Annotated in this window: 18 protein-coding genes; 1 reads left to right on the top strand and 17 read right to left on the bottom strand. The window is 60.8% G+C overall.

Features of this window, described 5'->3' with window-relative positions:
* Nucleotide 1: 1 nt before the first annotated feature.
* Genes AAAX73_RS05390 through rpsP form a run of 6 tightly spaced genes read right to left on the bottom strand, consistent with a single transcriptional unit; the run spans nucleotide 2 to nucleotide 3451 of the window.
* A complete protein-coding gene (locus AAAX73_RS05390; protein ID WP_349125275.1) occupies nucleotides 2–913 on the bottom strand; it encodes a glycine--tRNA ligase subunit alpha in 912 nt (303 codons plus the stop codon).
* A 59-nt stretch (nucleotides 914–972) separates the two neighbouring features.
* A complete protein-coding gene (gene lepB / locus AAAX73_RS05395; protein ID WP_349125276.1) occupies nucleotides 973–1536 on the bottom strand; it encodes a signal peptidase I in 564 nt (187 codons plus the stop codon).
* 2 nt (nucleotides 1537–1538) lie between these two features.
* Nucleotides 1539–2297 (bottom strand): tRNA (guanosine(37)-N1)-methyltransferase TrmD, encoded by a 759-nt coding sequence (gene trmD, locus AAAX73_RS05400; protein WP_118385180.1) that lies wholly within the window; start codon nucleotides 2295–2297, stop codon nucleotides 1539–1541.
* Nucleotides 2298–2307: 10 nt separating this feature from the next.
* Complete coding sequence (gene rimM / locus AAAX73_RS05405; RefSeq protein WP_349125315.1) at nucleotides 2308–2799, bottom strand: ribosome maturation factor RimM; 492 nt, start codon at nucleotides 2797–2799, stop codon at nucleotides 2308–2310.
* Nucleotides 2800–2833: 34 nt separating this feature from the next.
* Nucleotides 2834–3079 carry a KH domain-containing protein gene (locus AAAX73_RS05410; protein ID WP_171021534.1) on the bottom strand — a complete coding sequence of 82 codons (246 nt, stop codon included), beginning with the start codon at nucleotides 3077–3079 and terminating at the stop codon, nucleotides 2834–2836.
* Nucleotides 3080–3121: 42 nt separating this feature from the next.
* The gene (rpsP, locus tag AAAX73_RS05415) at nucleotides 3122–3451 is read right to left on the bottom strand and encodes a 30S ribosomal protein S16 (protein WP_271744476.1); all 330 of its coding nucleotides are present in this window, start codon (nucleotides 3449–3451) and stop codon (nucleotides 3122–3124) included.
* Nucleotides 3452–3652: 201 nt separating this feature from the next.
* Here rpsP and dinB point away from each other — a divergent pair, with 201 nt between their 5' ends.
* On the top strand, nucleotides 3653–4906 hold the full coding sequence (gene dinB / locus AAAX73_RS05420) for a DNA polymerase IV (RefSeq protein WP_349125277.1): 1254 nt from the start codon (nucleotides 3653–3655) through the stop codon (nucleotides 4904–4906).
* Between the two features lie 95 nt (nucleotides 4907–5001).
* Here dinB and rsfS read toward each other — a convergent pair whose 3' ends face one another.
* From rsfS to mrdA, 11 genes are all read right to left on the bottom strand, one after another.
* On the bottom strand, nucleotides 5002–5457 hold the full coding sequence (gene rsfS, locus AAAX73_RS05425; protein WP_349125278.1) for a ribosome silencing factor: 456 nt from the start codon (nucleotides 5455–5457) through the stop codon (nucleotides 5002–5004).
* A gap of 27 nt (nucleotides 5458–5484) precedes the next feature.
* A complete protein-coding gene (gene yqeK, locus AAAX73_RS05430) occupies nucleotides 5485–6018 on the bottom strand; it encodes a bis(5'-nucleosyl)-tetraphosphatase (symmetrical) YqeK (RefSeq protein WP_349125316.1) in 534 nt (177 codons plus the stop codon).
* Between the two features lie 87 nt (nucleotides 6019–6105).
* Nucleotides 6106–6783 (bottom strand): nicotinate-nucleotide adenylyltransferase, encoded by a 678-nt coding sequence (nadD, locus tag AAAX73_RS05435; RefSeq protein ID WP_349125279.1) that lies wholly within the window; start codon nucleotides 6781–6783, stop codon nucleotides 6106–6108.
* Nucleotides 6784–6786: 3 nt separating this feature from the next.
* A complete protein-coding gene (gene obgE, locus AAAX73_RS05440) occupies nucleotides 6787–8283 on the bottom strand; it encodes a GTPase ObgE (RefSeq protein ID WP_349125280.1) in 1497 nt (498 codons plus the stop codon).
* Between the two features lie 84 nt (nucleotides 8284–8367).
* Nucleotides 8368–8625 (bottom strand): 50S ribosomal protein L27, encoded by a 258-nt coding sequence (gene rpmA, locus AAAX73_RS05445; RefSeq protein ID WP_006236075.1) that lies wholly within the window; start codon nucleotides 8623–8625, stop codon nucleotides 8368–8370.
* A gap of 33 nt (nucleotides 8626–8658) precedes the next feature.
* Nucleotides 8659–9033: a 50S ribosomal protein L21 gene (rplU, locus tag AAAX73_RS05450; RefSeq protein ID WP_117786063.1), complete on the bottom strand. Its 375-nt coding sequence runs from the start codon at nucleotides 9031–9033 to the stop codon at nucleotides 8659–8661.
* A gap of 67 nt (nucleotides 9034–9100) precedes the next feature.
* Nucleotides 9101–9913, bottom strand: a complete 813-nt coding sequence (locus tag AAAX73_RS05455; protein ID WP_349125281.1) for a TIGR03936 family radical SAM-associated protein — start codon at nucleotides 9911–9913, stop codon at nucleotides 9101–9103.
* Nucleotides 9910–11787 (bottom strand): TIGR03960 family B12-binding radical SAM protein, encoded by a 1878-nt coding sequence (locus AAAX73_RS05460; RefSeq protein WP_349125282.1) that lies wholly within the window; start codon nucleotides 11785–11787, stop codon nucleotides 9910–9912. The genes AAAX73_RS05455 and AAAX73_RS05460 overlap by 4 nt, the downstream gene beginning before the upstream one ends.
* A 9-nt stretch (nucleotides 11788–11796) precedes the next feature.
* The gene (locus AAAX73_RS05465) at nucleotides 11797–12726 is read right to left on the bottom strand and encodes a hypothetical protein (RefSeq protein WP_349125283.1); all 930 of its coding nucleotides are present in this window, start codon (nucleotides 12724–12726) and stop codon (nucleotides 11797–11799) included.
* A gap of 18 nt (nucleotides 12727–12744) precedes the next feature.
* Entirely contained in the window at nucleotides 12745–13971 is a 1227-nt protein-coding gene (locus AAAX73_RS05470; protein WP_349125284.1) for an FtsW/RodA/SpoVE family cell cycle protein, read from the bottom strand.
* A 9-nt stretch (nucleotides 13972–13980) separates the two neighbouring features.
* On the bottom strand, nucleotides 13981–16050 hold the full coding sequence (gene mrdA, locus AAAX73_RS05475; protein ID WP_349125285.1) for a penicillin-binding protein 2: 2070 nt from the start codon (nucleotides 16048–16050) through the stop codon (nucleotides 13981–13983).
* Nucleotides 16051–16058: the final 8 nt, after the last annotated feature.

The raw sequence follows: 16058 nt of genomic DNA on the forward strand, positions 1-16058 counted from the left end.
CTTACGCCACCTCGCCTTCCTGGTCGGCATTCTCGTTGACTCCGGCGACCTCGGCCATATAGGCCTCGCAGCACGCCTTGGCGACGGCGCGGACGCGCAGGATGTAGTTGGCACGCTCGACTGCGGACAGCGCGCCGCGGGCATCGAGCAGGTTGAAGGCATGGCTGCACTTCATGACGCAGTCGTAAGCGGGCAACGGCAGCTTGCGCTCAAGGCAGGAGTGGCACTCGGCCTCGTAGTCGTCAAACTTCTGACGCATCATCTCAACGTTAGCGACCTCAAAGTTGTAGGCACTGAACTCGCGCTCGTTCTCCAGGAACACGTCGCCATAGGTCATGGGCGTGCCATCGGGCAGATAGCTCCACACCAGGTCGTAGACGGAGTTGACACCCTGAGCATACATAGCGATGCGCTCAAGGCCATAGGTGATCTCGACAGGCACGGGGTCGACCTCGATGCCGCCCACCTGCTGGAAGTACGTAAACTGCGTGACCTCCATGCCGTTGAGCCAGACCTCCCAGCCAAGGCCCCAGGCGCCCAGCGTCGGGCTCTCCCAGTCATCCTCGACAAAACGGACGTCATGGTCGTTGGGGTCCAGGCCGATAGCGGCAAGAGACCCCAGGTAAAGCTCCTGGGCGTTGGCCGGCGACGGCTTGATGAGCACCTGGAACTGATAGTAGTGCTGCATGCGGTTGGGGTTCTCGCCGTAGCGGCCGTCGGCAGGACGGCGGCAAGGCTGAGCGTAGCAGGTGCGCCACTCGGCGGGACCGAGCGAGCGCAGCGTGGTCGCGGTGTGGAAGGTACCGGCACCGACCTCGGAGTCATAGGGCTGCATAATGACGCAGCCCTGCTCGCCCCAGTACTGCTGGAGGCGCAGGATGATGTCTTGGAAGGAAAGCGATGAAGCGTTCATGCCTCTAATATCCCCTCGTCGAAACGATTACACGGTTAGGTACTGTACTATAGCGGTTTTTAGTCGATAGCGCCGATGCGGTTGAGCGGCCAGTAGCGCACAAGCGCCACGGCGATCAAGTCAGAGCGATCAACGGGACCAAAGTAGCGTGAGTCGGCAGAGTTTTCGCGGTTGTCGCCCATCACCCACACGCACCCATCGGGAACGGTGTAGGGATAGCCTACCCGAGCGCCGGGAGCCTGGACCGAAAGCGGCCAGCTCATGCCGGTCGTGTAGTCCTCGTCGAGCGCCTGGCCGTCAACGACCACCTTGCCGTCCTGAAGGTCGACCGTCTGGCCGGCCGTGGCAATAACACGCTTGACGAGAACATCGTGCTCGGAGGTGCCATCGGGGTTGTGGAACACCACGATATCGCCTTGGCTGACGGGCTGGCCGAGCTCGAGGCTCACCTTTTGCGCCAGGATCTGGTCGCCAATCTCGATCGTGGACTCCATGGAGCCGGTGGGCACCACAAAGGGTTCGACCACAAACGAGCGAATCAGGAAGGTGGCGACCAGTGCGATCGCGACGACCACGATCCACTCAAACGCACCCTTTAGCACGGAATGCTGCGATGGAACCATTCTCACTCCTCGCTCTGCGAATACGATGCGTCCAGGATCTCTTGCGCGTATGCACGCTCCTCGGGCGTAAGCCGCGCAGTCTCGATGAGGTCGGGACGCCAGCGGCAGGTGCGCTCGATGGCATTCTTACGGCGCCAAGCGTCAACCTTGGCATGGTCACCGCTCACGAGCACCGGCGGCACGCCCTCGCCGTTAAACTCAGCGGGACGGGTGTACTGCGCGTACTCGAGCAGGCCACCGTCCTCGGCGGTCGAGAACGACTCGTCGACGTTGCTCATCTCGTCACCAAGGGCTCCGGGAATCAGGCGTACGACAGCATCGGCAACGACCATAGCGGGAAGTTCGCCACCCGTAAGCACATAGTCGCCGATCGACAGACGCTCGTCGGCATACGCATATGCACGTTCGTCGACGCCCTCGTAGCGACTACACACAAACAGCAGGCGCTCACTTTTGAGCAGGCGCTCGGCCACATGCTGCGTAAAAGGCTCGCCACAGGGGGTAAAGAACACCACAGTGGGCTTGGGACCCTCGGAGCTAATAGCCTCGATGGCCTCTGCGATAGGCTCGACCTTCATGAGCATGCCCTGCCCGCCGCCGTACGGCTCGTCATCGACGGTACGATGGCGGTCGTGCGTCCAGTCACGCAGGTTATAGGCCTTAAAATCAAAAAGGCCGGCCTTGCGGGCGCGGCCCAAGATCGATGTGGACATGACGGGCTCAAACATCTCGGGAAAGACCGAAAGGGTCTCGATCAGCATGTTATCCTCCCTACTTGTCCATATCGATCAAACCGTCCATAACGCGGACGGAAATTGTCCCCTGATCGGGAAGATCGAGCACAACCTGCTCGATCACGGGAATCAGCACCTCGCCGTACCGATTGCCCTCGACAACCCAAACATCGTTGGCGGGCGTCGACATGATCTCGACGATCGTACCGAGCAAACCGAAGCGCTCGTCGACCACCTCGCGACCCATCAGGTCGGTATAGGCAGCGTCGAGCGAATCGAGCTCAAAATCGTCACGATTTGCCAGCACGTAGCATCCCGTGATGCCCTCGGCGGCCGTCAAGTCGTCAATGCCCTCAAACGAGACCAGATCGCCATCGCCCGTATCGGTGACGGATACGACCGTGCAAAAACGGTCGCGCTTGAGCGCCGGCGGCGTCAGGGCGACGCGCATACCCGGCTCTAATACAGAAGGAAGCCCCCGCAGCGGCTGCGCGAGGACCTCCCCCTTCCTTCCGTGCGGCTTGACCACACGGGCGATGTTTTTGTACTGGGACCTCAAGGTCCTAGCCCAGAACCTCTACCTCGACAGCAGTGTCGAGGCGAGCGGCCAGTGCACGGGCGAGCGTGCGAATGGCCTTGATGGTACGGCCACGACGGCCGATGACCTTAGCGACGTCATCCTCGGCAACCGAAACCTCAATCGTGGAGGCGTCGTCACCGTCGATGACCTCAAGGCTCACGGAATCCGGGTCGTCGACGATCTGAACAACGAGATATTCGACGAGATCGGCGATGCGATCTGAGAGCATTGCCTCACCCTCGAGCTGTGCAGCGTCAACCTCAGGCACGATTTACTCCTCGGCGCCCTCAGCGGCCTTAGCGGCCTCGGCCTCTTTGGCGAGCTGCTTCTTGGACTTCTTGACGACGGTCTCGGTCTTCTCGCCCTCGTTGGCGGCCTTGACCAGAGCAGCGACAGCGTCGGTGAGCTGAGCGCCCTTGGACTGCCAGTCAGCGATCTTCTCGAGATCGAGGTTGATGGTCTTGGGGGCGGTCATCGGGTTGTAGCGGCCAACCTCCTCGATGATACGACCGTCACGCGGGGCGCGGGAATCGGCGACGACGACACGGTAGTACGGACGCTTCTTAGCGCCGTGACGAGCAAGGCGAATCTTGACTGCCAAAGGAAACTCCTCCAACCAAGCAGCTTTAGGCTGCAACTACAAACAAACAGTTGAACATAATACGCCATCGACGCGGGCAGGTGAAGTCCGTGAGACCAACTTCTTCGGTGTAGTCGAAGGCAAATCCATATCTTAGACAAGAATTCGCGATTTGCAAGCACATCCACGCACCCCACATGAGCTGCGCGGTATACTCATGCCATGAAAAGACGCGAACATACATACGGTTATGAGGATGCTGCGGGCGTCACGCCGCCGCCCTGGACGGGGCCGGCGGTGGGCCTCATGGATCTCGATGCGTTTTTTGCGAGCGTGGAGATGCTCGATCATCCCGAGTGGCGCGGCAAGCCACTCATCGTGGGCGGCGATGCCGATTCCCGCGGCGTCGTGTCCACCTGCTCATACGAGGCACGTCGCTTTGGCGTGCACTCTGCCATGCCCTCGGCCGAGGCACGGCGCCTCTGTCCGCAGGCCATTTGGACGCATGGGCATTTCGATCGCTACCACGAGGTCAGCGCTCAGGTCATGGCGATTCTCGCCGACGAGACCCCGCGCGTTGAGCGCGTATCCATCGACGAAGCCTTTATCGATATCACACCGGGTCGCTTTGCACCCGAGGACCCGCTGCTGGTTGCGCGGCGCATAAGCGACCGCGTCGCAGCGCTGGGAGTGACCTGCTCAATTGGCGTGGGCTGCAACAAGACGGTCGCAAAGATCGCAAGCGAGCGGGACAAGCCGTTTGGGCTGACCATCGTGCGCCCCGGAACCGAGCAGCGCTTTTTGGCTGCGCTGCCGGTATCTGCCATGAGCGGCATCGGGAGATCGGCCGAGGAGCGGCTGCGCCGCATGCGCATCTACACGCTCGGCGAGCTATCCCGCGCACCGGAATCCACCTTGGCCTCTATTTTTGGCATCAACGGCGAACGCATGCGCCAGCGTGCGCTGGGACTCGAACTCTCCGAAGTCACGAGCCTCGATGAAGAGCGCGAGGTCAAGTCGGTCAGCAATGAACGCACCTTTGCGAAAGATTTGACTGAGCGTGAGGACATCGAAGCGGCGATTGCGCTGTTGGGAGAGTCAGTGGGACGCCGCCTGCGCCGTCAGGGACTAACGGGTGCCACGGTGACACTCAAACTCAAGTATTCGTATGGAAGCGGTCGCTCGGCACAGCGCCGGCTGCCCCATCCGACCGACGATGAGAACATCTTCGTGGCAGTGGCGCTCGAACTGCTCGACAACATCTGGCAGGAAGGCATGCATGTGCGCCTGGCGGGCATCGGCATGAGCGACTTCGACCACCAAGGCGGCATCCAGACCGACCTGTTCTGCGAAGTCGATGATCGCGGAGCCCAATCCAGCGACCGCCGCGACCTCTCCGTCGCCATCGACGCCGTCCGAGACAAGTTCGGCGACACCGCCCTATCCTTCGGCCGCCAATCCCGCTTCAACGATTAACCGCCTTTGGACAAAAAGAAAACCGGGCAGGTGCGAATGATGCAGCTGCCCGGCGAACGGTAAAGGTTAGCTAAAACCCCGTCCCAAATGAGCTACTAGAGGAGGTCGAGGGGAAGCTGGGGGGCGTCGCCCCAGAGCTTTTCGAGACGGTAGAACTCGCGCGCCTCAGGAGTGAAGACGTGGACGACAACCGAACCGTAGTCCATGAGCATCCAGGTCTTCTGCTCGCGGCCCTCGATGGAAAACGGGTGCTCGCCGCAAGCCTCGGCGACCTTCTCCTCAATCTCGTCGACGATCGAATCAACCTGGCGGTTGTTGGTGCCGGTAGCAAGGACAAAGTAGTCGCACACATCGGAAAGCTCTGTCAGGTCGAGCACTTGCACGTCCTCGCCTTTCTTGTCGTAGGCGGCCTGCGCGGCGGCGCGAGCGACTTCCTCGGCGGCGACACCGCTCGCGGACAGCGAGGCGGCAGTGCGGTCGGACGTGGCAACGAAACTCTTGTGCTCCACGCTTTCAAGAATCTGCTCGTCGGTCATGGTCTCGTCGGCCATGGAATACCTCTTTCTAGACAGCCCGAGCTAGCGCAGCTGGGCGTAATGGTTGTAAATCGTAATAACCGTGGGATAAAGATAACGCCCGGTCTGGATCACATAGACCAGACCCTGCGCAAAACAGGAGAAGAACAACTCGTCGAGCGAGGACTTCCCCACCATCTTGCGCAGCGCATGGGCATAATCGCCGTGGCGGTTGGGTTCGATGGCATCGGCCACAAAGACCACCATATCGAGCGGCGTCATGTCGCAAGCGCCCACGGTGTGACGGTCGACAGCCTGAAAGACCGCCGGCGACAGCTCGGGAAAGAGCTGCGGAAGCTCATAGGCGGCAACCGGGCCATGCAAAAGCGGCGTCGCGGCAGACGGAGAGCCGGCAATCTTAATGCCATAATGCAGAGCGCGCGTGACCAGCTCGTCGTCGGAGAGCACCTTATCCCAGTCATGGATCAGGCCGGCGGCAGCGGCATCAAAGCGGTCGACACCGTACACCTCGGCTAGGTGCAACGCAGTCTCGGCAACCCCGAGCGAATGCACGTAGCGCTTACGCTTATCCTTCATGCGCACATCGAGCAACTCGTGGATACGCGTCAAGAGAGCGCGCTCGTCGTCCTCAAACTGTTCTTCTACCGACAACGTTCTCCCCCATCAATCAAAATCGTCTTGCCCAAGATCGGCATACAGGCCGCGTTTACGGATATAGCCGAGCACGGACTCGCTCGTAAGATAGCGCACGCTCATGCCGCGAGCAACCCGCTTGCGAATGTTGGTCGAGCTAATCGCCAGCGCCGGGATCTGGATATACCGCACGTCAAACGGCAGGCCCGACTCTTTGATTCGCGCGCGAGCAGTATCGATATCAAAGCCCGGTCGCGTCGCAGCAATAAAGGTTGCCAGTTCGGCAATCTCATCAGCATTGTGCCAGGTCACTATATCGATAATCGCATCAGCACCCGTAATAAAGTAGAGCTTTACCTGAGGCGGGTAAAAGTCGCGCAGAGCGCGCAGCGTATCGGCTGTATAGGTGACACCGGCACGATCGATCTCGAAGCGGCTTGCCAAAAAGGCCGGGTTCGCGGCGGTCGCGAGGACCGTCATGGCATAACGGTCCTCGGCCGGCGTCACCGGTTTGTCGAGTTTAAAGGCAGGCGAGCCCGCCGGCATAAAGAGCACGGCGTCCAAGTCGAGGGACTCACGTGCCTGCTCGGCGGTCACCAGGTGACCGTAATGGATGGGGTCAAAGGTACCGCCCATAATGCCGAGCCTAAACTCCTGCCCGTCCTCTATGGGAAGCTCGGGCAGACCGATTCCACCGCGCAGCGACATGGCTTACTCGCCCTCCGGGGTCTCGACGTCTTCCGCAGCAACAGAGTCATCGGTACCGTCAATGGCATCCACCGCGTTGACAGCCTCCAAGCTATCGTCCGCGACATCCTCGACATCAACGACCTCGACGGCGACGTCCTCGCTACCGTCCTCAAGCTCGTCCTCGAACTCCGAGAAGTCCTCGGCGCCCTCAAAGTCAAAGGCGCGCTGGCAAATGCGAACCTCGTCGCCGGCACGGCAACCGGCCTTTTCGAGCGCATCGTCAACACCCATGCGGGAAAACTTATGCTGCAGATAGATGACGGCCTCCTCATTTTCCCAGTCGGTCTGGATAACCAAGCGCTCGATGGCGCGACCGACCACGCGGAAGGCATGAGGCTCTTCTTGGACAATACGGAACCGCTTCTCGCGCTGCAGGCGGCGACGCTCCCACTCCTCGTCGCGCAAATCGACCGGCTCATCAGAGACCGCCAGCTCAGCGCGGAGCTTGGCCACCTGCTCGCCCACGGCAAGCATCAACGTGTTGAGACCGGCACCCGTCACAGCGGACACGGCAAAGAACATATGCCCGTCGTCGAGCGCCGCACGCTTAAGGTCGGCAATCTTGTCGGCCGTGCCCGGCGCATCGCACTTGTTGGCGACGACGATCTGCGGACGCTCCGAAAGCTCAGCGCCATACTGCTCAAGCTCACGGTTAATAATGCGATAGTCCTCAACCGGATCGCGATCCTCAAACCCGCCCGTCATGTCAACGACATGCATGATCAAGGCCGTGCGCTCAATGTGGCGCAGGAACTGATGGCCCAGGCCACGACCCTCGCTCGCGCCCTCGATGAGACCGGGAACGTCGGCAACGACGTAAGAATATTCGCCGGCACGCACCATGCCCAGATTGGGCACAAGCGTGGTAAACGGGTAGTCGGCAATCTTGGGACGGGCAGCGCTCATACGCGCGATGAGCGAGGACTTGCCGACCGAGGGAAAGCCCACAAGCGCGGCATCGGCCATGAGCTTCATCTCGAGCTCGATCCAGTGCTCCTCAGCCGGCTCGCCGAGCTGGGCAAACGCGGGCGCGCGACGCACCGACGTCACAAAGTGAGTGTTGCCCAGACCGCCAGCACCACCGGGCGCCACGACAACGCGCTCGCCGTCGTGCACCAGGTCGGCAATCTCGAACATCGGGGTCTGCGTCTCGGGATCGAGCTCGCGGACTACGGTGCCCATGGGGACTTTCAAAATCAGGTCCTCACCGCTTTTGCCGTTGCGGCGGGCACCCTGGCCATGCGTTCCGCGCTCGGCACGGAAGTGATGCTTAAAGCGGTAATCGATCAGCGAGGACAGCTGAGCGTCGGCCTGAATGACGACGTTGCCGCCACGACCGCCGTCGCCGCCATCGGGGCCGCCCTTGGGAACAAATGCCTCGCGCCTAAACGACATGCATCCGGCTCCGCCGTCGCCGCCGCAAACGTTAATTCGGCTGATATCGGTGAACTGTGACAACAGAATCGCCTCCTACAAAAAGAGGGAGACCCTTGAATCCTAAAACTCAAGTGCCTCCCACATATGTGCTCTATGAAGGGTGAATTACGCGTTCGCGAGCGGGCGTACGCTGACCCTGTGCTTGATACCCTTGTGGAACTCAACGGTACCGTCGACCAGCGCGAACAGCGTGTCGTCCTTGCCACGGCCAACGTTCTCACCCGGGTGGATGTGCGTGCCGTGCTGACGGACGAGAATCGTGCCCGTGGTTACCGTCTGGCCGGCATAGCGCTTCGTGCCAAGGCGCTGACCGCGGGAGTCACGGCCATTACGGGAGGAACCGAGTCCTTTTTTGTGTGCCATTGTGTATACCTACTCTTTCGTTACGAGTGTAATCTACTCGGCGACGGGAGCCTCGGCAACAGCCTCAGCCTCTGCCTTGACAGCCTTCTTGGCGCGGGAGGTAGCCTGAACCTTCACGATCTTCAGCTTGGTGAGCTGCTGACGGTGACCCTTCAGACGACGATAGCGCTTGCGCTTGTGGAACTTGAAGACCAGCTGCTTCTCGCCCTTGAACTGCTCAACGATCTGAGCGGTAACCTTGGCCTTGGCCAGCTTGTCGGGATCGGTGACGATCTTCTTACCATCGTTGAGGAAGATAACCGGCAGGGTGATCTTATCGCCCTCATTGCCCTCGATCTTCTCGACGGTGATGACATCGTCGGTGGCGACCTTGTACTGCTTGCCGCCCGTGTTAACGATTGCGTACATGTTTACTTGCCCTTCATGCATCAGTTAGTGCAACAGCCGAATATAGTAGCAGGCGATAATACCCCCGTCAACGAGTATGTGGAGCAAATCCACAAGTTCGCACAGGTATGGGGCTGACGAGTCGGCCCTCGTCGTCCTCGCATGCTTGATTCTGACGCTCGACATCGTAGGAGCAGATGGTCACGAGGTCTTGCATACCGGTGGAAACGATAGGTGCATCGACGCCCGGGGTCAAGCCCTGCAACAAAACATCAGCGGCAGAAAGCAAAATTTCCGGACGCATGGAGCCCTCGTTGTCGGCATGGGTGTCGAGCATGAGCACCAGATGGTCACGGCACTCCCCCGCCTTAAGCTCATAGCCCACGAGCGTATGATCCAAGTCCAGGCGTTTGCTCTTTTTGCCGCGTGCGTAGTCGATGCCGTGGCCCGCGCGCAGTGTATCGATAGCACGACGCACCTCGTCGGCGGAGGCCGGTGCCTCAGGGTCAAGATGCAGGTCGATACGATAGGACAGACGCGTGAGCTGCGCCGTCAGCGCCGGTGTGCGCACGTCGATGTATGCCGCCTCGATGGGGGCCAGATCGGCCGGAGATGCCGCCGCCAGGCGCTCAAACGCCTCGTCGAGCGCGACGAACTCGGTCATAAACAGGTCATACCACTCGCAAGTCGACGACGTGCCCACCGGCAGCGCCGACGAAAAGCCCACGCGCATGTGCGGAGAGAAGCCCTGCGTCACGGCATAGGGCAGCCCCGCGCGACGCACGATGCGCTCAATGGTATGAATCACTTCGAGATGACCCAGGTACTTAAGGCGGTCGCGCTTGCCATAGCGAACGCGAAGCCTAAAGAGCGTGGGGTTGTCGGTCAGGCGCTCACTCATGCGCGATCACCCACCAATACGTTCTTGGCATGGAGCGTGGGGCAGATTCCGCAACCGGTGCACGACGTGCGGGTGCAGTCGGGCGTCGTGACGCCCTCCAGCGAGCGGCGGTATTCGCGCTCGAGGAAGCCGCGCGAGCATCCGGGGCTCACGTGCTCCCAGGGCAGACGCCAGTCCAGCCCATAGGGCAGGTGCACGAGCTCGTTGAGGTCGATGCCGTTTTTGGCCGCCGCCTTTTTCCAGTTATCGAGCGAGAAATGCTCCACCCAGGCGTCAAAACGCGAACCGGCACGCCAGGCATCGATGATGACAGGCGTCATGTCACGGCCGGCGCGAGACAGCGCGGCCTCAACGAGCGAGGTTTCGGCATCATGGTAGTGCACGCGGACCGCACGGTTGCGAACGCTCGTGATGAGGAGCTTCTGACGGCGCTTGACATCGTCGTAATCGAGCTGTGGGCACCATTGGAAGGGTGTAGCGGCCTTGGGGATAAACACCGACACCGAGATGGACACCGAGATGGAGCCGCGGCGCGCCTTGGGAACCACGGAGCGGCCGAGCTCGAGCACATGGTCGGCCAGGTTGGCGATGGCCACGATATCCTCATCGCGCTCGCCGGGAAGGCCCATCATGAAGTAGAGCTTCATGCGGTTCCAACCAGCCTCGAAGGCCGCCTTGGCCGCACGGTCCAAGTCCTCCTCGGTCACATTCTTGTTGATGATGTCGCGCATGCGCTGACTGCCGGCTTCGGGGGCAAACGTCAGGCCGCCCTTCTTTTCGCCAGCGACCGACTCGGCCATATCCACGCCAAACGAATCCAGGCGCTGTGAGGGAATGGACACGCGAATACCCGTATCTTCCAGACGGCGGTTGAGCCTGCCGAGCGCATCGCGGATGCATGAGTGGTCGGTGGTCGAGAGCGAGGTGAGCGACACCTCGTCATAGCCGGTCTTCTGCAGGCCCTGGATCACCGAGGACACAATCTGGTCGGCCGAGCGCTCGCGCACCGGACGATAGGTCATGCCGGCCTGGCAAAAACGGCAGCCGCGGGCACAGCCGCGCAGAATCTCGATAGACAGGCGATCGTGGACGAGCTGCGCGTAGGGCACGCACGACTGCGACAGCGGATTGGTAGCGCCAAAGTCCTCAACGACGCGCTTATAGACTACCGGCGGGACGTCCTTGCCTTCGCGCGGCACGGTGTAGCCATGCGGCGAGCAGGGCTCGTCATAGCGCACCTCATACAGAGACGGCACATAGGTACCGGCGACCGTCGCGAGCTGCTCGACAATCTGAGCGCGCGAGACGCCTTCGTCGCGCAAGCGGCGATGCAGCTGACAGATCTCGAGCAACGACTCCTCACCCTCGCCAATGAGGATGGCATCAAAGAAGGCCGCATACGGCTCGGGGTTATAGACCGAGGGGCCACCGGCGACGATGATGGGATCGTCCTCGGTGCGGTCGGCCGCGAGCAGCGGAATGCCGGCGAGGTCGAGCGCCTCGAGAAAGTTTGTCACGGCCATCTCGTGCGGCACGTGCATGCCGACGATATCGAACGAGGCCACGGGTGCTGCGCCCTCGAGCGACAGCAGCGGGATACCAGCCTCGCGCATGGCATCGCCCATATCGGGCCACGGCACATAGCCGCGCTCGCAGGAAATGCCCTCGGCCTGATTGAGGATGTTGTACAGGATGGCAATACCCTGGTTGGGCAGGCCAACCTCGTACACATCCGGGTAAATCATGCAGCAACGATAGTCGGCATCGGCCTTGGAGAGCGTGCCCCACTCATGGTCGATATAGCGACTCGGCTTCTCGACCTTTGCGAGCAGGGGCTCAATCAAATGAAAACAGTCTTGGTACACAGCGCGCAAAAGAAACCCCTAAGCAGCGAGATCAGATGCGTCCTCAAAGGGACCCATGGGACGAGTAGCGCCGGCAACCGTGGTCACCAGGTCGCGGACGCGCGAGAACGTGGCGGCAGCCACCTCGTTGGCACGGCTGTAGTCGATGTCGCGCTCATACAGCGAAACGAGCGCACGGCCCATACCATAGGTGCCCGCGGCGGCGGTCAGCGCCTTGACGGCAAACCCGATATGCGGCGTCTGCTTTACCAGGGCGCGGGTGACGGCACGGAGCACCAAGCCGCCGGCAAGCACGCCCGCGACCTCGTAGCCACGCTCGGGCTTAATACCGCGTCCAAAGATGGCCGCGAGCTCAAAGAGCATGCCCAACTGCGCCAGCGCCATAACGGGATAATCGGCCCCCGGCAAAAACACCAGCGCACCCGTCGCCATATTGGTAAGCGCGCACGAGGTGATGATGCGGTTAGCGGCCGCAATACGCATAAAGGCGAAGTTCGCCGCAAAGGCCGTCTCCTTATCCGTGCGATCGAGAATCCAGCGGGCAAGCGTCTCGAGCAGATACGTCTTATCGGTGGCCGCCACCGCGCCGAGCATGGGCGTGGACTCCTGGATAAAAGGCACCTCGACAGCAGACTCGGCCAGCACGCACACGGGGGCGCCGGCAATCACAAGCTCCTGTACAGCGCTCTCCAGACGGTCGGATCCGCACGAAAGGACCAGCACCACGTCGGTATCGGTCTTGGGGACGATACGGTCCTCACCCAGGCGCTCAACGCGCACAATGCCAGACGTCGTCTGCGGCACGAAGGCATCGCGCACCGTCTCGACCAAAAAACGCGAGGCAGACGAATCGAGGTAGACGGACACGCGAACCGGCGTGTCGGAATCCTTCTTGGTGGTCGCGCCCATCTTAAAGACGCGGGTCAGCTTGTCCACGGGAATCTTCATAGCAAACCCCTCCAGCGGTTACGCGGCGCCCGAACGATGCCGCCATATGGATTGTACGATACCTACCGTCAGCAACTGGATCATCATCGAGGACGAACCGAAGCTAATGAACGGCAGCGGAATACCGGTAATCGGCATCATGCCGATGCACATGCCGATGTTCTCGAAGGTCTGGAATGCCCACATGCCGACGATACCCACGCATGACAAGCGTAGGAACAGAGACTCACACTTAAAGGCAACGCGAATCGTCGAGAACATGAGCAGCACGTACAGGCACAGCAGCAAAAAGGAGCCGCAGAAGCCAAAGGTCTCGGACAAAAAGGCAAAGACGAAGTCGGTGTGGAACTCGGGCAGAAAGCCACCGGCAGACTGCGTCGCATGGCCCAGACCTTTACCGAAAAAGCCACCCGATCCAACCGCGATGAGCGATTGCTGCAAGTTGTAGGCATCGTCCGAATCGGCATTATCGGGGTCGATAAAGACGGTCAGTCGGTTCATCTGGTACTGCTTGATCAAAACGTCATGGCCCAAAAGAGAATCGAGCACAGAATCGAGCGCCAGGATGAGCGCCACCAAACCCACGAGCAGAGCCAAGGTCGACAGCACCCATTCGCGGCGCGCACCGCTCATGCAGATCACAACGGCACCCGACACCAACACGACCAGGCCCGAACCCAGGTCGCCCATGGCGACGACGGCCAAAAACGGAACGGAGAGCATGCCGCAGAGCTTAATGTAGTCGCGGGCGGTATCGATGCGGCCGTTGTACTGCGAACCAAGCGTGGCGATAAAGAAGATCGTGATGAGCTTGGCGAGCTCGACCGGCTGGAAGGTAAGACCGATACCGGGAATCTTGATCCAGCCCGTCATGCCCAGACCGCCCGTATAGGACAGCCCCGGAATCTTGGGCGAGAAAATCACAATGAGGTCGATGACGAGCAGCGCCGTCGAGAAGTTAGAGATGCCGCGCAGATCGGTACGCCAGACGAGCACCGCAAGCACCGCACCGATGCCGATGCCCAACAGGTGGCGCGAAAATGAGGCGTCGGCCTTAAACTGCGATGCCGACCAAATGATGATGGCACCATAGGCAACGAGTGCCAAGGTTGCCAGCAGCACGCCGATGTGCACCTTCTGGCGAAACGTGCCGCGCGAGGCCGAAAGCTGCTTGTTGACACGGTCCAGGCTGCTGCGGGAACCGGTCTTAGTTGAGCGGAACAGGTCCGCCGGCGAAAAATCCATCGCAACCTCCTATCGAACCGAAGAATCGCCCGTGGCAGAAGATGTGTCGGGCTCGTCATAAATGGCACCGAGGACATCGCGCACGACGTGCAGCGCGGTATCGGAGCCACCACCGCCCTGTTCCAAGACAGTGACAATCACGTACTTGGGCTCATCGGCCGGCGCGTAGGCGCAAAACCACGCGTAATCGTCCTCGCCGCTCTTCTCGCCCGTGCCGGACTTGCCGTAGACCGTGGGGGTCAAGGAGTTAAAGTGTGCGGCGGTCGAAGTCGACGCCGAGTAAATCACATCGTGCATGCCGTTACGGACCAGCGCCAGGTCGGCATCGCTATTGATATGGGCCTCCAGGCGCTTCTTTTTGCCCTTGCCGTTGTACTTGTAGGCATCGCCGTCGCCATCACGCGAGACAGCAGACAAGAACACATGCGGCACATACTGTTTGCCGCCGTTGGCAAGGCCCATGTAGGCACACGCCATCTGCAGCGGCGTCACCAAAATGTCGCCCTGGCCGATAGCGATGTTAGTCATATCGCCGGCATTCCACTTGCGGTCCTCGGCCGAGGCGTCGGTAAAGTAGGACTCTTTCCACTTGGCGTCAGGAATGCGACCGGTGCCCTCGCTTGGCAGATCGATGCCGCAGGTCTTGCCCAGGCCCCAACGGCGAAAGACCTCTTGCAGACCCTCGGGATGCTGGTCGTTGTAGAAAAACGCCTTACCCATATCGTAAAACACGGGGTCGCACGAGTTGGCGATACCGGACTGCAGCGTCATAGTGCCGTGACCGGAATGCAGCCAGCAGTACTTACCCCATGACTTGCCCAGGCCCGTCCAATAGCCCGTGCAGTTCGTGGTCTGGCCTGAGGTATAGGTTCCAAACTCAAGACCGGCCAGAGCCGAGAGCGGCTTGATGGTCGAAGCCGACATATACTGGCCGCTAATGGCGCGGTTGAGCAGCGGATGCGAACCCTTGTCGTCGTTGAGCTCGGTCCAAACGTCGTTGGAAACGCCGCCGATGAACACCGACGGATCAAACTTGGGCTCGCTCGCCATACCCAGAATCTCACCATTGTTGGGATCGAGGCACACCACGGCGCCGTTGCCGGCATCGCTATGACCCGTGGTCTTGGCAAGCTCAATGGCATTCGCCAGAGCCGTCTCGCAGGCCTGTTGAATCTTAAGGTCCAGCGTAAGCTTAATGTCAGAACCGGCCTTGGCGGGAACGGCGCCGGCTTGACCGGTCACATTACCCGAGGCGTCAACTTTCACGGTCTGCTCACCACGAATGCCCTGCAGCAGATTTTCGTAGTAAATCTCTACGCCCGCCTGGCCCACAATATCGCCCGATTGATACGAGATCTGGCCAGCCGCGCTATCGCTGCCGTCCGACGACTTCTTGTTCTGCGCCTCGAGCTGCTCGGAGGTAATGGTGCCGGTATAGCCCAAGATATGGCAGGCGGTCTCGCCATACGGGTATTGGCGCTCGGTGCGCTCGGCGATCTTCACGCCGGGAAACTCACCGGCGTGCTCCTGAATGTAGGCGACAGTAGAGCGGCGCACGTCAGTCGCAATCGTATGCAGGCTCTGCGCGCCTTCGGAATTGTCCTGGATGTTGCGCAGCACCGCGATATACGGCATGCCGAGCACGTTGGCAAGATGACGCACCAGTACCTTGTCGTCGGCAAGGTCGCGATAGGCGACGACGGCGAGCGAGGGGCGGTTTTGCACCAGCGCGACGCCGTTGCGGTCCAAGATGCGGCCACGCACGGCAGGCGTGGTAACGGTACGGGTCTGATTGCTCTTGGCCTGCTTGTCGTAGTAGTCCGACGAGACCATCTGCATGCCCCACAGCTTAACGGCAAGCGCGGCAAACATCGCACCCACGCCCGCGGTGAGGATGGAAAAGCGGCCCTTGAAGGCCGTAGCGGCCGTATTGCCCTCGCCCTCGGTGGCGCGCGGGGCCGTTCCGTGCTGCGTGTCGTAGGTAAAGCGGGAGTCGCCGCGTCGCATGATGACCAGCGCGACCACAATGGCCACGACCAGGACGATGCCAGCGACAACAACCGTCAACTGGGAAGACATCTACAGAC

This window comes from Collinsella sp. CLA-ER-H9 (assembly GCF_040092295.1).
Taxonomy (GTDB): domain Bacteria; phylum Actinomycetota; class Coriobacteriia; order Coriobacteriales; family Coriobacteriaceae; genus Collinsella.

Excerpts from the sequence above, each read along its gene's own strand:
- AAAX73_RS05390 (WP_349125275.1), bottom strand. The coding sequence starts at position 913 with ATGAACGCTTCATCGCTTTCCTTCCAAGACATCATCCTGCGCCTCCAG.
- lepB (WP_349125276.1), bottom strand. The coding sequence starts at position 1,536 with ATGGTTCCATCGCAGCATTCCGTGCTAAAGGGTGCGTTTGAGTGGATC.
- trmD (WP_118385180.1), bottom strand. The coding sequence starts at position 2,297 with ATGCTGATCGAGACCCTTTCGGTCTTTCCCGAGATGTTTGAGCCCGTC.
- AAAX73_RS05410 (WP_171021534.1), bottom strand. The coding sequence starts at position 3,079 with ATGCTCTCAGATCGCATCGCCGATCTCGTCGAATATCTCGTTGTTCAG.
- dinB (WP_349125277.1), top strand. The coding sequence starts at position 3,653 with ATGAAAAGACGCGAACATACATACGGTTATGAGGATGCTGCGGGCGTC.
- rsfS (WP_349125278.1), bottom strand. The coding sequence starts at position 5,457 with ATGGCCGACGAGACCATGACCGACGAGCAGATTCTTGAAAGCGTGGAG.
- yqeK (WP_349125316.1), bottom strand. The coding sequence starts at position 6,018 with ATGAAGGATAAGCGTAAGCGCTACGTGCATTCGCTCGGGGTTGCCGAG.
- nadD (WP_349125279.1), bottom strand. The coding sequence starts at position 6,783 with ATGTCGCTGCGCGGTGGAATCGGTCTGCCCGAGCTTCCCATAGAGGAC.
- rpmA (WP_006236075.1), bottom strand. The coding sequence starts at position 8,625 with ATGGCACACAAAAAAGGACTCGGTTCCTCCCGTAATGGCCGTGACTCC.
- rplU (WP_117786063.1), bottom strand. The coding sequence starts at position 9,033 with ATGTACGCAATCGTTAACACGGGCGGCAAGCAGTACAAGGTCGCCACC.
- AAAX73_RS05455 (WP_349125281.1), bottom strand. The coding sequence starts at position 9,913 with ATGAGTGAGCGCCTGACCGACAACCCCACGCTCTTTAGGCTTCGCGTT.
- AAAX73_RS05465 (WP_349125283.1), bottom strand. The coding sequence starts at position 12,726 with ATGAAGATTCCCGTGGACAAGCTGACCCGCGTCTTTAAGATGGGCGCG.
- AAAX73_RS05470 (WP_349125284.1), bottom strand. The coding sequence starts at position 13,971 with ATGGATTTTTCGCCGGCGGACCTGTTCCGCTCAACTAAGACCGGTTCC.
- mrdA (WP_349125285.1), bottom strand. The coding sequence starts at position 16,050 with ATGTCTTCCCAGTTGACGGTTGTTGTCGCTGGCATCGTCCTGGTCGTG.